We start from the raw sequence: 14,707 nt of genomic DNA, 5'->3' as shown, positions 1-14,707 counted from the left end.
ACATAGAAGGGGCGCCCCGGTCCGCCGGGGCGCCCCTTTTGCATGTCCGCTTATACGACCAGGCTCAGCGCCGCCGCCATCACGAAGCCCGCTACCGACAGGACGGACTCCAGCACCGTCCAGGACTTCAGCGTGTCGCGCTCCGAGATCCCGAAGTACTTCGCGACGATCCAGAAGCCTCCGTCGTTGACGTGCGAGGCGAAGATCGAGCCCGCCGAGATCGCCATGATGACCAGCGCCAGGAACGCCTGCGAGTGGTCGCCGTTCTCCACCAGCGGCAGCACGATGCCCGCCGTCGTGACGATCGCGACCGTCGCCGAGCCCTGGGCCACGCGCAGCACCAGCGAGATCAGGTAGGCCAGGACGATGACCGGCAGTCCGATGCCGTTGAAGGTGTCGGAGAGCGCCTGCGCGACCCCGCTGCCCTTCAGTACGGCTCCGAAGACGCCGCCCGCGCCGACCACGAGCAGGATGTTGCCGACCGGCTTCAGCGAGGAGGTCGACACCGTCTCCAGGGATTTGCGGGACCAGCCGCGCCGCAGGCCCAGCAGGTAGTACGCCATCAGCAGCGCGATCGTCAGGGCCACGAACGGGTTGCCGAAGAACTCGATGACCGAGCGCAGGGTGGACGGGTCGAGGGCTATGGAGGAGAAGGTCGCGGCCAGGATCAGGGCCAGCGGCGTGCCGATGATGGCCAGCACCGTGCCGAGGGACGCCGGGCTCTCGTGCGGGGTGCGGCCCGCGGCCGTCTGCTCGGCGGCGATGGCGGCCTTCGCGTCCTCGGCGGCCTCCAGCATGTCCTGCGGGACCTCGACGAACAGCCGCTTTCCGATCCAGGCGGCGTAGCCCCAGGCGGCCAGAACCGCGGGGAGACCGACGAGGATGCCCATCAGGATGACCCAGCCGAGCGAGACGTTGAGCAGCCCGGCCGCGGCGACGGGGCCCGGGTGCGGCGGCAGGAAGGCGTGCGTCATCGACAGACCGGCCAGCAGCGGCATCGCGTACAGAATGATCGACTTGCCGGACCGCTTGGCCGCGGCGTACACGATCGGCGCGAGAACGAAGATGCCGACGTCGAAGAAGACCGGGATGCCGAAGATGAGGCCGGTCAGGCCCATGGCGAGCGGGGCACGCTTCTCGCCGAAGAGGTTCAGCAGGCGGGTGCTCAGCACCTCGGCGCCGCCCGACACTTCGAGGATCGCGCCGAGCATGGTGCCCAGGCCGATGATGATCGCTACGTGTCCGAGGATGCCGCCCATGCCGCTCTCGATGACCGAGACGGCGGCGGATCTCTGGACCGTGCCGAAGAGCTCGGTGACGGAGAGGCCCGCGGCGAGTCCCACGGCGATGGAGACGGCGAGCAGGGCGACGAACGGCTGGAGCCTGACCTTGATGATCAGGAAGAGGAGCAGTGCGATGCCGAGGGCGGCGACGGTCAGCAGACCCGCGGTGCCGTCGATGAGGAGGAGCAGGCCGCCGGTGTGCGGCGGGGCGGGTGGTGGCGCGTCAGCGGCGAGCATCATGGCGGGGAGACCTTGTCGTTCGGGAGGCTGGGGCGGGGGCTGGAACAGAGGCTGGAGCGGTTCGGGCGTGGCGGATCGCGGCACGGCGCTTGGGGAAAGCACGCCGTGCCGTGAGATACGGAGTCAGGCTGACGTCAGCAGAGGACGGCCAAGGCGTCGATTTCGATGAGGAGCCCCGCGGGCAGGCCGACGTAGACCGTCGTTCGGGCGGAGGCGGGCTCCTTGAGGCCCTGCTCCTCGAAGTACGCGTTGTAGATCGCGTTCATCTCCGCGAAGTGGTCGACGTCGGTGAGGTAGACGCGCGTCATCATGACGTCGTCCCAGCTCGCGCCGCCCGCTTCGAGGACCGCCTTGACGTTGGCGAGGGTCTGCAGGGTCTGCTCGCGCAGGGTCGGTCCGGCGGGCGTCGGCGGCTCGCCCTCGACGGCGGGCAGGAAGCCGACCTGCCCGGCGACCTGGAGGATGTTGCCCTTGCGGACGCCGTGGGAGAACTTCGCGGGCGGGGCGGTGTGCGTGCTCGGCGTGATCGCGGTCTTGATCACGGTCTGGGTCGCGTTGCCGTCGGTCATGCTGTGCTCATTTCTGAGGGGTTGCCCGTTGTGGGGTGTGTCCTGAGTACTCCCGGCTGATGGTCTCGGCGGTGCGGCGCACGAGCGGGAGAAGAGTGAGGAGCTCCTCGGCGGTGACGACGACATTCGGCGCGGAGACCGACATGGCGGCGACAGCCCTGCCGTCCGCGCCCCGGATGGGCGCGGCGACGCAGTTGATGGACTCCTCGTGGCCGCCGAGGTCGGTGGCCCATCCCTGTTCGCGTACCACGGCGAGTTCCTTCAGGAACGCGGCGTGGTTGGGGATCGAACGGGATGTGTACATGGGGTAGTCGAGCTTCTCGGCGATGGCGCGCCGCTCCGGCTCGGGCAGGTCGGCGAGCAGCAGCTTGGCGACGGCCGCGACGGTGATCGCGACGGGCTTGCCGATCCGCGAGTACATCCGTACGGGGTAGCGGCTCTCGACCTTGTCGATATAGAGGACCTCGCTCTCCTCGTACACCGCGAGGTGGATGGTGTGCCCGATCTGCTCGTTCAGCGTGACGAGGTGGGGGTGTGCGATCTCCCGTACGTCGAGATTCTCGACGGCCTCCTGCGCGAGGGCGAAGAGGCGGGCGCCGAGGCGGTAGCGCTGGTCCTGCTGGCGGTAGACGAGTCCGTGCTCGTGCAGCGTACGGAGCAGCCGCAGCGCGGTGGACTTGTGCACGCCGAGGCGCTCGGCGACCTGCCCGAGGTCGGCGGGTCCCTGGGCGAGCAGGGGAAGGATGGAGAGCGCGCGGTCGACGGTCTGGCTCATGCGGTACGTACCTCCTGCGGGTCCTGCGCCACGACCGCGGTCCAGCCGGGGCCGAGTCGCAGTGTGCCCCAGGCGCGGTCGTCGAGTGCGGCCAACCTGTCGGCGTGGGCGCGGGAGGGCGGCTCGGCGAGGTCTCCGGGGACGGTGAGGGTGGCGGCGGCCATCAGGTGGCCGTGGCGCAGCCGGTCCTGGGCGGTCAGCCCGCGCAGGGTGGCGGAGAGGAATCCAGCGGCGAAGGCGTCACCGGCGCCGACGGGTGCGACGACGTCGACGTCGAGGGCGGGTACGGAGGTGACGGCGTCCGTGCCGTCCTCCCCGCCGCGTACGTATGCGGTCGCCCCCTGCCCGCCCTGCTTGACGACAAGCGCCTCGGGCTCGGGGAGCGCGGCCCGGATCGCGGGCGCGCCGCGCAGGCCCCATGCCGCGTACGCCTCGTCCTCGCCGACGAAGACGAGGTCCGCGCCGCGTGCGAGGTCGAGGAGGATGCGGGGGCCGTCGGCGTCGCGGCCGTCGGCGTCACGCCACAGGCTCATGCGGTAATTCACGTCGAAGGAGATCAGCGGGCGGCCGGGGGCGCGGGCGGTCAGGGTTCGCATGAGGGCGAGGCAGTCGGCGGAGAGCGCCGCGGTGATCCCGGAGAGATGGAGGATCCGCCCGGACCAGAGCTCGTCGGCGGGCATGGTGGACGGGGACATGGCGGAGGCGGCGGATCCGGCCCGGTAGTAGACGACCTCCGCGAGCTCCTGAAGCCCCTGAAGCCCCTGAAGCCCCTGACTGTCCGCCTGTTCGCCTGTCGCGCGCTCGCCGGCCGTACGGAAGTAGATCCCGGTGGGGCGGTGCGCGTCGCGCTGCACCGCCGACGTGTCGACTCCGTACGACGCGATCGCCGCGACGAGATGCTCGCCGAAGCCGTCCTCGCCGACCCGGCCGACCCACTTCGCGCTGTGCCCCGACGACGCCAGACCGCACGCCACATTGGACTCGGCTCCGCCGATGCCCCGTACGAAGGACGGCACGTCGGCGAGCCGTCCCGGCCGCGTGGGCAGGAACGTGACCATGGACTCGCCAAGACAGACGACATCAACAAGCCCGGTCGCGGTCACAGTCGGTCAAGCTCCTCGTTGGTGGGCCGCCGCCGGACACCATTGACCCGGCGCTGGCTCGGATGTTAGACAGCGGTACGCGAGATGCGCAATGACTGTTGCAGAGAATGCAACGCCTTTGAGGAGGCCCTCATGCTCGATCGGCTCGAACGGCTTGACCGGCTCGCCGACGAACCGGTCGATCACCGCTTCAAGGGGCTCCCGCCCGACGCCGAAGCCTCGGGCCTGACCATCGGCGGGCTCGCGGCCGAGCGCCGCAACCTGTTCACCGGCGGCTTCACCACCCCCGTACTCGCCCTCTCCGCCGAGTCCGTCGAGCACAACCTCGCCCTCCTGGAGACGTACTCCGCACGCCATGGCCTCGCCTTCGCCCCGCACGGCAAGACCTCCATGTCGCCGCAGCTCTTCGCCCGCCAGCTGGAGCACGGCGCGTGGGGCATCACCGCCGCCGTACCCCACCAGGCCCGCGTCTACCGCGCGTACGGCATCCAGCGGATCTTCCTCGCCAACGAGGTGGTCGACCCGGCCGCCCTGCGCTGGCTCGCGCACGAGCTCGACACCGACCCCGGCTTCCGCTTCATCTGTTACGTCGACTCCGTGCGCGGCGTCGAGCTGATGGACGAGGCGCTACGGGGTACGAGCCGCCCCGTGGACGTCGTGGTCGAACTCGGCGCGGGCGAGGGAGCCCGCACCGGCGCGCGTACGGAGGCGGAGTGCGCGGCCGTCGCGGACGCGGTGGCAGCGGTGACGTCCCTCCGCCTCGTCGGCGTCGCGGGCTACGAGGGCGAGGTCCCCCAGGCCGACACCGACCGCGTGCACGCCTGGCTGCGCCGCCTCACCGCGCTCGCGGCCGACTTCGACAAGGCCGGCCGCTTCGCCGCCGCGGAGGAGATCGTCATCAGCGCGGGCGGCAGCGCGTGGTTCGACGCGGTCGCGGACGTCTTCGCCGGGATCCCCGAACTCTCCCTCCCGGTACTGAAACTGCTGCGCTCCGGCGCGTACGTCTCACACGACGACGGCCACTACCGCCACCTCACCCCCTTCAACCGCATCCCCCAGGAGGGCGCGCTCCAGCCCGCCTTCCGCCTCTGGGCGCAGGTGATCTCGCGCCCGTCGCCGGACCAGGCTTTCGTCAACGCGGGGAAGCGCGACGCGGCGTACGACTTGGACCTGCCGGAGGCGCAGGTCGTCCGCGACGCGCGCACGGGGGAGATCCGGCCGGCGGCGGGCGTCACGGTGAGCGGTCTTTCGGACCAGCACGGGTGGGTTCGTACGACGGCGGAGGCGGAGCTCGATGTGGGGGACTGGGTGGGGATGGGGTTGTCGCATCCGTGCACGAGCTTTGACAAGTGGCAGTTGATTCCGGTGGTGGAGGCGGACGGAACGGTCACGGATTTCATCCGTACGTTCTTTTAGGCCCGAACCTGCCTGAACCCCCTGGGACTCCGCCCCGATCCAGCCCGTCCGGCGATTGAGGACACTCCCCCTACGCCCCAAGGGGCGTGGGCGAACCCCCACCCGAAGGGCGGTACGGGGGTCTGGGGGCGGAGCCCCAAGTTACGGGAAAGGGCGGGTAGGGGACAGCCCGCCGCAGGCGCCACCCGCACCCGCCGCAACCCGCACCACACCCCACCCCCAGAAAGGCCACCCCATGGACCTGGTCATCCGCGCCGCCCGCGTCATCGACGGGTCCGGTGCCCCCTCCTACCTCGCCGACGTCGGCATAGCCAACGGCCGCATCACCGCCATCCAGCCGCCGGACAAAAACGCCCGCCTCTCCGCCCCCCGCGTCCTCGACGCCACCGGCCTCGCCCTCTCCCCCGGCTTCATCGACATGCACGCCCACAGCGACCTCGCCCTGCTCCGCGACCCCGACCACTCTGCCAAGGCCGCCCAGGGCGTCACCCTCGAAGTCCTCGGCCAGGACGGCCTCTCGTACGCCCCGGTGGACGACCGCACCCTCGCCGAGGTCCGCAGGACCATCACCGGCTGGAACGGCGGCGGCCCCACCGGCACGGCCACCGACCCCACTGTCGACTTCGACTGGCGCACCGTCGGCGAGTACCTCGACCGCCTCGACCGCGGCATCGCCGTCAACGCCGCCTACCTCGTCCCCCAGGGCACCGTCCGCATGTACGCCATGGGCTGGGACGACCGCCCCGCCACCCCCGCCGAGCTCACCCGCATGAAGCAGCTCGTCGCCGAGGGCCTCGAACAGGGCGCGGTCGGCATGTCCTCCGGACTCACCTACACGCCCGGGATGTACGCCGACGACGCCGAGCTCGCCGAGCTCTGCCGCGTCGTGGCCCGCTACGGCGGCTACTACTGCCCGCACCACCGCTCGTACGGCGCCGGTGCCCTCCAGGCGTACGAGGAAATGGTCACCCTCACCCGTGACGCGGGCTGCGCCCTCCACCTCGCCCACGCCACCATGAACTTCGGCGTGAACAAGGACCGAGCCCCCGACCTCCTCGCCCTCCTCGACAACGCTCTCGCCTCCGGCGCGGACATCAGCCTCGACACCTATCCGTACACCCCCGGCTGCACCACGCTCGTCGCGATGCTGCCCAGCTGGGCGAGCGAGGGCGGCCCGGACGCGACCCTGGCGCGGCTGCGCGACGACGGTACGGCCGAGAAGATCCGCCACCACATGGAGGAAATCGGCGCGGACGGCTGCCACGGCGTCCCCATCGAGTGGGACACCATCGAGATCTCGGGCGTCAGCGACCCGGTGTTCGCGGGCCACGTGGGCCGTACGGTCGCGCAGTCGGCCGCGACCCGCGGCGAGGCCCCCTGGGACACCGCCCGCCGGCTGCTCATCGGCGACCGGCTCGGTTCCACAATCCTCCAGCACGTCGGACACGAGGAGAACGTCCGGCAGATCATGCGCCACCGGGTCCACATGGGCGGCAGCGACGGCATCCTCCAGGGCGACAAGCCGCACCCCCGCGCGTACGGCACGTTTCCGCACTATCTCGGCCGGTACGCACGGGAGTTGGGCATCCTGAGCCTGGAGGAGACGGTGGCCCACCTCACCTCCCGCCCGGCTGCCCGTCTGCGCCTGCCCGACCGCGGCCTGGTCCGCGAGGGCTACCGCGCGGACCTGGTCCTGTTCGACCCGGACACGGTCGCCGCGGGCTCGACCTTCGAGGCCCCGCGGACGCTGCCGGTGGGCATCCCCTACGTACTGATCGACGGCAGGTTCGTGATCGAGGACGGACGGCGTACGGATGTGCTGGCGGGCCGCTCCGTACGCCGCGCTCGTTCGTAGCTACGGCTATGGCTACGGTTTCGACTACGGCTTCGGCAGCGCGCAGCCCGCCCTCCCCAGGTCGATCTTGTTGTCGAGCCCGACGCACGGCACTATCCCGTACGTCTGCTGGCCGTAATTGATCCCCGGCCGCACGGTCACCGTCCCGTTCGCGGCGACCTCGCACGGGTTGTTGTCGGTGCAGCGCCCGCCGTCCTCATTGCCCGTGTTGTTGACCGCGACGACCTTCCCGGTCGCGTTGTCGATGACGGGCGAACCGGACGTACCGCCGATGGTGTTGCAGCTGGAGGTGTAGCGGACCGAGTCCTTCCAGGTCCACTGGCCCTCCTTCAGGCGGTACGCGAAGCCGTCGATGTTGCAGCTGTAGATGCGCTTCCAGTACCCGGAGACGACCTTGATGGCCGTGCCCGCCACCGGGCGCGCGGCGTTCAGCTCAAGGGCGCTGATGCCGTAGCTGCTCTGTATCTGGGCGTATGTGCTGGTGAGTTGGTAGAGCGAGACGTCGGTGTCCGTCATCGTCGCGTATGCGATCTTGCTGGCCCGCAGCGTGGCGACCCTGGTGCCCGCCGAGTTGAGAAGTCCGAAAGTACGGCTGGACGGCTGGTCGACGATGACTTGGCCCGCCGCCGGGAAGCCGCTCTCGATGCAGTGCCCGTTGGACAGTACGAGGGCGGGGTCGTCGGACTCCGACGCGGGCATCCGCACCACCGAGCCGGAACAGTTGCTGAGCGCCACCGTACCCGCGAAGTCGACGGCTTTGACTCTGACTTGGGGGTCTGCGGAGGCGTTGACCGCGACCGCGGGTGCCGCGCCAGCCCCGAGGAATGCCAGGGCGAGCAGCGCACCGACGAGAGGCTTGTTCATGTGGGGGTCCCCTCTTGCGACTTCAGTGACCGAAGAGAGCCTTCGGTTTGTCATGCGCATTGTTGGGGGCCTTCGTCGCAGCCGACAAGGGACGGAATCCGGTCAGCGGGCCTGTGCCGTGGGTGGGTAGTTTGGTCCCGATCCGTTACCGGTTATCCGTTACGGCGTTGAACGAGCATGAAGGCCGCAAGCCCTGCGGCAGAGCTCATCGTGCAAGGAGAACTGATGTCGCGTATCGCGAAGGCAGCCGCCGTCGTCGTCGGCTCGAGTGCCATCATGGCCGGCAGCGCCGGAATGGCCGCCGCTGACGCCGGAGCGTATGCCGCCGCCGCCCACTCGCCGGGTGTCATTTCGGGGAACGCCCTCCAGGTTCCCATCAACATCCCGATCCAGCTCTGCGGCAACACCGTGGACATCATCGCGCTGCTCAACCCGGCTTTCGGCAACCCCTGCGCGGTTGTGGACACCAAGAAGAAGCAGAAGAACAACGGCTACTGAGACGCCGCGCGTCGCGGCCTCCCCTTGTGCGCACAAGGCACGTACAAGAGGGAGGCCGCTGGCATGTCACAAGCGGCGGGATGGGCGAACCGTCGCCGGACCAGCTGGAGCCGGGCCAGACGCGCAGCCCCCAGCCCGGCACCCGCAGCCTCTTCCATCCCGGCGAGAAGGTGGTGCTCCACTACCCCAATCCGCACCTTGAGGGCAGGAGATGAAGGCGCTGTGCCATGAACCGCTCACCAGATCCCGGGAGCTGCGCGCGGTGGGCCTGCCCGAGCTGGTCGACTCAGGCTTCGACAGCCGGGTCCGCGCGCTGCCCTTCGCTTTCGCCTCACGCAACCAACGCGACTAACGGACTAACGCAACTTGCTCACCGGCAGCAGCACATGCGCGGCGGTGGCGAGCGTCTTCTCGTCGCCGATGTAGGACCGCAGGGCGTCCTCGGTGACGGGCTTCCCGGGGGCCGCCTCCGGCCAGGGGCGGCTGGCCAACAGGAAGTACGCGTGCCCGCGCTCCTCGACCGCGTACAGCCACTCCGGCGGTACGGGGCACTGCCCGCTCAGATACGGCATGGTGATGGCGGCCTGACCGGCTTCGACGATCAGCTTGATCCTTGAGTTGTTCGCCCGGGTCCAGTCGGTCAGGCCGCCGCCCACCGTGAGGCGCAGCTCCTCGATCATCGCGAGGATGGCTTCCTCCCCGGCCTCGGCGCCGCCCGAGCCGTCGCCGAGAGAGTAGGCGACCAGGCAGGGCAGGTCCTGTCCCTCCTCGGGATCACCGGTCCACGCGAGAACCGAAAGGGTGCCCAAATGGCTGCGATTGACGATGCTTTTGGAAGCGTTGGCTGTGGTCATGGCTCGGCACCCTAATTGCCCGGCCGGGCCCCCTCACCTCAGCCGTTGGCCGGTTCACCTGGATGGCGGAACCCCGGGGCCTTCGGCCGGGAATCATCTCACCGGCGCGGGCGGCGGGGTCGAAAGACCGTTCCTTGCGTACCCCGCCTCACCGCCCCGGCAGTGACTTACCCCGTCGGCGCGCGTTGGCCGACTTGTGACTCCTCACCCTCCCGAGGGAGGGAGGGGGGCTTCTCACTCGGCCTCCGTGGCGACCTCATGACGGCCAAGTCCTGACCGGCGCCCGACGGCGCGATACACGCTGTAGCGAACCGGGAGCACTCCGCGCCAGCCGGAGCCAAGGGATCGTATTCTCCCCCAGCCTGACAGCTGGGTGGGGGTCCCCCGGCGAAGCCATGAGAGTGCTCCCCACCACCGGCTGAAGCCGGTGGTTCCCCGCGAAGGAGAACGGATGGCAAGGACTACCGCACCTGCCCGATGGCAGCGCGTCCAGACACTCGCCCCTCCGAGTCCGGCGAGTGCGCCCGTCGGCAGCAGCCCGATCTACGAACAGCTCACCCGGGAGTGGGCCGCCGAGGGCCGCACCCTGCCCGGGCTGCCCGATCTGGAGTGGAACCGGCTCTCCCACTATCCACCGCGCCCGGGCGGTGAAACCGACACCCGGCCGGCTTCCGCGCCATCGCGCCGGGGCTGGCTCCACGGGCGCGGCTGACGCTGCTCCTACTGGTGACGGCGGGTCACCTGGATGGACCCGATGCGGGTGCGTCGCGTCACGAATGGCCTACTGACCAACAGCCGGAAAGGCCATTTGTCGGATTTTGCGCCTACTGTCGTGTCGTCGTCGCGGCTCAGGCAAGGAGGAGTCATGCCCCATCGGCGCCGTCTCACCGGCACCCGCATTGGGACAGTCGCCGCCGCTCTCCTCCTCTCGGCCGGAGCGGCACCCGCACCCGCACCTGTACCCGCACCCGGGAGGTACGACCCGGCCGGCGTCCAGCGAATGGCGGAGCTGTCGCGCCGGCTCGGCGGTACGGAACCCAGGGTCGGCCACACGTACCTGCCGGGCGACGTCTGGTCCAATTTCGAGGGCGCGCCCCGCTTCCTGGAGTCCTGGGCCGCGTGGCGGCGCGGCGCGGACGACCGGATGTTCGTGCTCAACGTGCCCATGCTGGAGCGGAGCGAGGACCACCTCCCCGATTCCGCGGTCCGCCGACTGCTGCGGGCAGGGGCCGACGGCCGGTTCGATCACCACTTCCAGAAGCTCGCCAGGCGTCTGGTGCGGCTCGGCGTACCGGACACGGTGATCGTCCTGGGCTGGGAGATGAACAGCGTCACCTATACGCACCGCTGCGGACCCGACCCCGAATCCTGGAAGGCGTACTGGAATCGCATCGTCACCGCGATGCGCTCCGTGCCCGGCCAGCGCTTCCGCTTCGACTTCGCGCCGAAGCGCGGAGTGAACGCGATTCCGTGGACCGAGTGCTACCCCGGTGACGAGGTCGTGGACATCATCGGGATGGACTCGTACGACCAGCCCCCCGGCGAGACCTTCGACGAGCAGGTGACGGCCCCGTACGGACTGCGGAGGCAGGTCGAGTTCGCCGCCGCGCACAAGAAGGCGATCTCGTATCCGGAGTGGGGGCTCTTCCGGAACGGCGACAACTCCGAGTACATGAGGCGAATGCTGGAGTGGATGGACCGGCACCGGCCGCTCTACCAGACGATCACGGACTACTGTCCGCACGGCGTTTGGCAGTGCGAGGACAACCCTGAGTCGGCAGAGGTGTTCCGCTCGGAGTTGTTCGGAGACCGGGATCCGGTGCCGAAACCGGCCGAGCTCACGGCCCCCACGCCCGTGCCCACACCGACGAAGCCCGCCCCCGCCGAGGAGCCGGTCCCGGCCGCACCGACGCCCAAGCCGACGCCGCCGCCCCCGATCTCCGTTCCGCCCAGGCCCACCAAGCCCGCACCCGATCCCCACCCCTCCCCCTGGTGTGTCCCGCTGGATCTGGGCGACTGGGGCAACTGGGACGACCTGGTCAACCAGTGGCTGTCCGGCCGCGATGCGATCTGCGTGCGGCGGCCGGGAGCCGCGCCCTGACGGTCCTGACGGTCCTGGCCGCCCGGTCCCGCCAGTCCACCACCGACGCGTGCAGCCGCAGCAGACGCGCGACGCGATGACGGGGCACGCGCGGTGCAGGACGGGCAGCCCGGCGACCGGCGCCTCGGCCACGGCGAGACCGAAGGCCTCTTCCCGGAACGTCGAGACGAAGGCGTCCATGGCCGAGAGCAGCGCGGGTACACCGTGGGCCTCGCACTCGCCCGGGACCTCACCTGCCGAAGCGGTGCCGCAGCCGCCTGGCCCAGAGGCGTACGGCCCGGTCGGCGTGGCTGATGTGCGTACGGGGCAGGGCGTGCGTACCGGTCAGCGCGCCGGGCGCGATGGCGCAGCCGTACGCGTAGCCCGCGTTCCGTACGGCGCTGACGGTCCGCTCGTCGAGCGTGCCGTACGGATAGCAGAAGCCCGCGGGGGTGGTGCCGGTGATCTCCGTCGCGGCGGCGAAGTGCCGCACGTCCACGCCGTTGCGGATCACGGCCTTCCAGGTGAAAAACCGTCAGTTCGCGGACCACAAGGTGCCGGAAGGGGATTGCGGAGCGGCCGAAAGCGCCGGGCAGAACATTGCGGCTCTCCCTGTTCGGGCAACATAACGAAAACAGATGTGCACCTTGTCAGAAGGCAAGTTGAAAATCACGTCTGACTCGCTTGTGACGCCTTCTGGAGTCACCCGGATACCCGGATACGCGTTGTCCGTGAGAAAGACTGGGGAGCGGGGTTTCTCCCACGGCCAGAACTCGTTACGCAGATCGACGGCGGCGACGAACGCCGCCGGAGGAAGGGATTCGAAGAGATGAAGTACGTGAGGGCTGCTGCGGTCGTTGTCGGCTCCGTCGCTGCTATGGCGGCTTCTCCGGCATACGCCGCAAGCACGACGTCCATGCCTCCCATGAGCCTCAACGGCGGCCTCGCCCACACCTTCGGCGAGGTGGCGGTGGTAGGTACGAAACTGGCCGAGGACACCTCCACGGTGAGCAGGGTCACGAGTACCGCCATGGAGCTGAACAACATCAAGGGCGATGCGCCGCAGCAGGTCCTCAAGACGGGCGCCTCGGCGCTCGGCGAGGTCGCCCCTCTGCTGGGCAGCATCGATCTGGGCAACTGAATCCGCGCACAAGGTCTCACACAAGATCTCGCACAGGTTTCAGCGGCCGCACACACAAGGGTGGCGCCACCGGTCAGGACCGGTGGCGCCACCCTTGTGTGTTACGCGTATGCGTCGAACCAGACTCAGTCGGCGATGCAGGCGTTGCCGAACGCCGGGTTCAGCAGGCCGATGATGTCGATGGTGTTGCCGCAGACCTGAATCGGAATGTGGAGCGGGATCTCCAGCACATTCCCGGAAATCACGCCGGGAGAGCCGACAGCGGCACCCTTCGCATGGGAGTCGGCGAATGCGGACCCTGCGGTGGTCCCGGCGACGAAACCAGCGGCGACCAGCACCAGACCGGCCTTCTTGGCAGTCTTCATGGAAATAGCACCTTCTTTTCGATGTTTCGCCCAACATCAGGGCTCACACGGATCGAAACGGTTTACGCACCCAGATGACACGGCCCACCGCGCCGGTAACCCCTGTTCGGCCCAATGGACTTGCCGGGCCGCCCTGCCGTGCCATGGCGTGCCCTGCCGTCGGCGCGGCAGCCGTTCCGTTCGGCCGCACCCATCGGCGCGGGCCATTTGAGTGAACCCGCGGAACTAATCCCGCCGACCACTGTTTGTCAGGGCGCTCCAGTAGCGGGCATCCACGCGACAGAAGGACGGAACATGCTCAAGAAGGTTATGGCGACTGCCGCGATCACCCTCTCCGTGGCGGCCACGGGCGCGACGATGGCTCCGCAGGCTATGGCCATCGGCAGCGAGGAGGAGACAACGGCTCTGAGCGGCAATGGCTCCAGCCAGGCCCACGGAAACTTCGTCACGGACGGCGACCTGAGCGCGCAGGCCGGCCTCGTTCAAGGCACGCTCAACGACCCCTGCATCGCGATCATTCCGGGCAAGCTCAACGTGGGCTCCGTCGTCGGCCTCATCCCGATCACGGTCCAGGACATCCTCACGTCCCAGCAGGTCCAGGCTTGCGCCGACAACTCCACCCAGGAGAAGGGCGACGACCTGCTGTCGAACATTCTCAGCAACATCCCGATCCTCACGGGGAACGGCGTGGAGAACGAGTGACCCGTGGCCTGCGGACAGCAGTGACGTAAAGCCGAAGACCCCGGCACCCGCCAGTTGGTGCCGGGGTCTTCGGGCTGTCTGTTGCTGCGTACGACTCTGTGCGCCGCGCATGGTCCAGAACCAGCCACTTCCCTCCGTTTCTCCCTCGAATTCATTCGGCAAACGGGTGAATACCGGCTCGCCCGACCGGCCGGTGATGGTGAAATTGCCGCGCAGACCGTGCAGGAGAACTACTCCGGCTGCACGCCTCCAGCCGGCGGCGCATCGCGTCGTGGGGCGGTCGTGTTTTCTGTTGGCACGGCGCATCCGGAGACGGCGATCTGCCCATCGGCGGAGGGCCTTTACCGGCCCTCCGCCGATACATACGGTCAGACGACGAGGCCACGCAAAGACATTGCGGCATTCGGGTGAGGGCACGGAACCAAACCCACCGGAACGCAGTTGATCAGTCTGCTCCACGATCGATTGTTCATAGCGAAGAAGGACACAAAGTGATCAAGAAGATTCTGGCTACCGCAGCGGTCACCGCTTCGATGGTGGGCACCGGTGCCGCGATGGCTCCGCAGGCTATGGCCATCGGCAGCGAAGAGGAATTGACGGCCCTGAGCGGCAACGGCGCCTCGCAGACGTACGGCAATTTCGCCACCGCCGGCGACATGAGCCCGCAGATCGGCCTCATCCAGGGCTCTCTGAACAAGCCCTGCATCGGCCTGCCGGCCAAGCTCAACGTGGGCTCCGTCGTCGGTCTCATCCCGATCACGGTTCAGGACATCCTCACGTCCCAGCAGGTCCAGCAGTGCACCGAGAACTCCACCCAGGAGAAGGGCGACGACCTGCTGTCGCACATTCTGGATGACATCCCGATCCTCTCGGGCAACGGCGCGGGCAACGAGTAGTTCTTCGCCGCATTCGAAATGGCCGCCGCGGCGTATGTGCTGCATACGAGTGGCTTTTCGAACTGA

17 protein-coding genes and 1 pseudogene are annotated in these 14,707 nt (G+C 69.0%); 10 read left to right on the top strand and 8 right to left on the bottom strand.

Annotation, left to right across the window (positions count from 1 at the left end; genetic code table 11):
* Window positions 1–50: 50 nt before the first annotated feature.
* The 4 genes from ACIHCQ_RS05180 to ACIHCQ_RS05165 all read right to left on the bottom strand — a co-directional run bounded on the left by ACIHCQ_RS05180 (window position 51) and on the right by ACIHCQ_RS05165 (window position 3,970).
* Window positions 51–1,523 carry a GntP family permease gene (locus tag ACIHCQ_RS05180; protein ID WP_399658131.1) on the bottom strand — a complete coding sequence of 491 codons (1,473 nt, stop codon included), beginning with the start codon at window positions 1,521–1,523 and terminating at the stop codon, window positions 51–53.
* A 134-nt stretch (window positions 1,524–1,657) separates the two neighbouring features.
* On the bottom strand, window positions 1,658–2,092 hold the full coding sequence (locus ACIHCQ_RS05175) for a RidA family protein (protein ID WP_399658129.1): 435 nt from the start codon (window positions 2,090–2,092) through the stop codon (window positions 1,658–1,660).
* Window positions 2,093–2,099: 7 nt separating this feature from the next.
* Window positions 2,100–2,867, bottom strand: coding sequence for an IclR family transcriptional regulator (locus tag ACIHCQ_RS05170; RefSeq protein ID WP_399658127.1), 768 nt, complete (start codon window positions 2,865–2,867; stop codon window positions 2,100–2,102).
* Window positions 2,864–3,970, bottom strand: a complete 1,107-nt coding sequence (locus tag ACIHCQ_RS05165; RefSeq protein ID WP_399658125.1) for a sugar kinase — start codon at window positions 3,968–3,970, stop codon at window positions 2,864–2,866. The genes ACIHCQ_RS05170 and ACIHCQ_RS05165 overlap by 4 nt, the downstream gene beginning before the upstream one ends.
* Window positions 3,971–4,102: 132 nt before the next feature.
* On the opposite strand from ACIHCQ_RS05165, the gene ACIHCQ_RS05160 reads away from it, so the two are divergent.
* Both ACIHCQ_RS05160 and ACIHCQ_RS05155 read left to right on the top strand, forming a co-directional pair.
* Window positions 4,103–5,386 carry an amino acid deaminase gene (locus tag ACIHCQ_RS05160; RefSeq protein ID WP_399658123.1) on the top strand — a complete coding sequence of 428 codons (1,284 nt, stop codon included), beginning with the start codon at window positions 4,103–4,105 and terminating at the stop codon, window positions 5,384–5,386.
* Between the two features lie 235 nt (window positions 5,387–5,621).
* Entirely contained in the window at window positions 5,622–7,241 is a 1,620-nt protein-coding gene (locus ACIHCQ_RS05155) for an amidohydrolase family protein (protein ID WP_399658121.1), read from the top strand.
* A gap of 24 nt (window positions 7,242–7,265) precedes the next feature.
* Here the strand turns inward: ACIHCQ_RS05155 and ACIHCQ_RS05150 are convergent, their stop codons facing one another.
* Window positions 7,266–8,105, bottom strand: a complete 840-nt coding sequence (locus ACIHCQ_RS05150; RefSeq protein WP_399658118.1) for a trypsin-like serine peptidase — start codon at window positions 8,103–8,105, stop codon at window positions 7,266–7,268.
* Window positions 8,106–8,330: 225 nt separating this feature from the next.
* On the opposite strand from ACIHCQ_RS05150, the gene ACIHCQ_RS05145 reads away from it, so the two are divergent.
* The 3 genes from ACIHCQ_RS05145 (at window position 8,331) to ACIHCQ_RS05135 (ending at window position 8,955) form a co-directional block, all read left to right on the top strand.
* Complete coding sequence (locus tag ACIHCQ_RS05145; protein ID WP_399658116.1) at window positions 8,331–8,603, top strand: chaplin; 273 nt, start codon at window positions 8,331–8,333, stop codon at window positions 8,601–8,603.
* An 80-nt stretch (window positions 8,604–8,683) separates the two neighbouring features.
* Window positions 8,684–8,818, top strand: a complete 135-nt coding sequence (locus ACIHCQ_RS05140; RefSeq protein WP_399658114.1) for a hypothetical protein — start codon at window positions 8,684–8,686, stop codon at window positions 8,816–8,818.
* On the top strand, window positions 8,815–8,955 hold the full coding sequence (locus ACIHCQ_RS05135; protein ID WP_399658112.1) for a hypothetical protein: 141 nt from the start codon (window positions 8,815–8,817) through the stop codon (window positions 8,953–8,955). The genes ACIHCQ_RS05140 and ACIHCQ_RS05135 overlap by 4 nt, the downstream gene beginning before the upstream one ends.
* Before the next feature lie 4 nt (window positions 8,956–8,959).
* Here the strand turns inward: ACIHCQ_RS05135 and ACIHCQ_RS05130 are convergent, their stop codons facing one another.
* Window positions 8,960–9,457 carry a DUF5949 family protein gene (locus ACIHCQ_RS05130; RefSeq protein WP_399658109.1) on the bottom strand — a complete coding sequence of 166 codons (498 nt, stop codon included), beginning with the start codon at window positions 9,455–9,457 and terminating at the stop codon, window positions 8,960–8,962.
* 451 nt (window positions 9,458–9,908) lie between these two features.
* On the opposite strand from ACIHCQ_RS05130, the gene ACIHCQ_RS05125 reads away from it, so the two are divergent.
* Together ACIHCQ_RS05125 and ACIHCQ_RS05120 are read left to right on the top strand one after the other, a co-directional pair.
* Entirely contained in the window at window positions 9,909–10,169 is a 261-nt protein-coding gene (locus ACIHCQ_RS05125; RefSeq protein ID WP_399658107.1) for a hypothetical protein, read from the top strand.
* Window positions 10,170–10,322: 153 nt separating this feature from the next.
* Complete coding sequence (locus ACIHCQ_RS05120; RefSeq protein WP_399658105.1) at window positions 10,323–11,558, top strand: glycoside hydrolase family 26 protein; 1,236 nt, start codon at window positions 10,323–10,325, stop codon at window positions 11,556–11,558.
* 229 nt (window positions 11,559–11,787) lie between these two features.
* Here the strand turns inward: ACIHCQ_RS05120 and ACIHCQ_RS05115 are convergent.
* Window positions 11,788–12,006, bottom strand: a pseudogene (locus ACIHCQ_RS05115) (polysaccharide deacetylase family protein); the annotation flags it as partial.
* Window positions 12,007–12,453: 447 nt separating this feature from the next.
* Here ACIHCQ_RS05115 and ACIHCQ_RS05110 point away from each other — a divergent pair.
* Window positions 12,454–12,678: a hypothetical protein gene (locus tag ACIHCQ_RS05110; RefSeq protein ID WP_399658103.1), complete on the top strand. Its 225-nt coding sequence runs from the start codon at window positions 12,454–12,456 to the stop codon at window positions 12,676–12,678.
* A gap of 125 nt (window positions 12,679–12,803) precedes the next feature.
* On the opposite strand, the gene ACIHCQ_RS05105 is transcribed toward ACIHCQ_RS05110, so the two are convergent.
* Entirely contained in the window at window positions 12,804–13,043 is a 240-nt protein-coding gene (locus tag ACIHCQ_RS05105; protein ID WP_399658100.1) for a chaplin, read from the bottom strand.
* A gap of 294 nt (window positions 13,044–13,337) precedes the next feature.
* Between ACIHCQ_RS05105 and ACIHCQ_RS05100 the strand changes: the two genes are divergently transcribed.
* Complete coding sequence (locus ACIHCQ_RS05100) at window positions 13,338–13,745, top strand: rodlin (RefSeq protein WP_399658098.1); 408 nt, start codon at window positions 13,338–13,340, stop codon at window positions 13,743–13,745.
* Window positions 13,746–14,236: 491 nt separating this feature from the next.
* Entirely contained in the window at window positions 14,237–14,641 is a 405-nt protein-coding gene (locus ACIHCQ_RS05095) for a rodlin (RefSeq protein WP_399658096.1), read from the top strand.
* Window positions 14,642–14,707: the final 66 nt, after the last annotated feature.

This window comes from Streptomyces sp. NPDC052236 (assembly GCF_044548015.1).
GTDB lineage: Bacteria > Actinomycetota > Actinomycetes > Streptomycetales > Streptomycetaceae > Streptomyces.
Note: the sequence above shows the minus strand (reverse complement) of the source record. Positions and strands in the feature narration are given on the sequence as shown.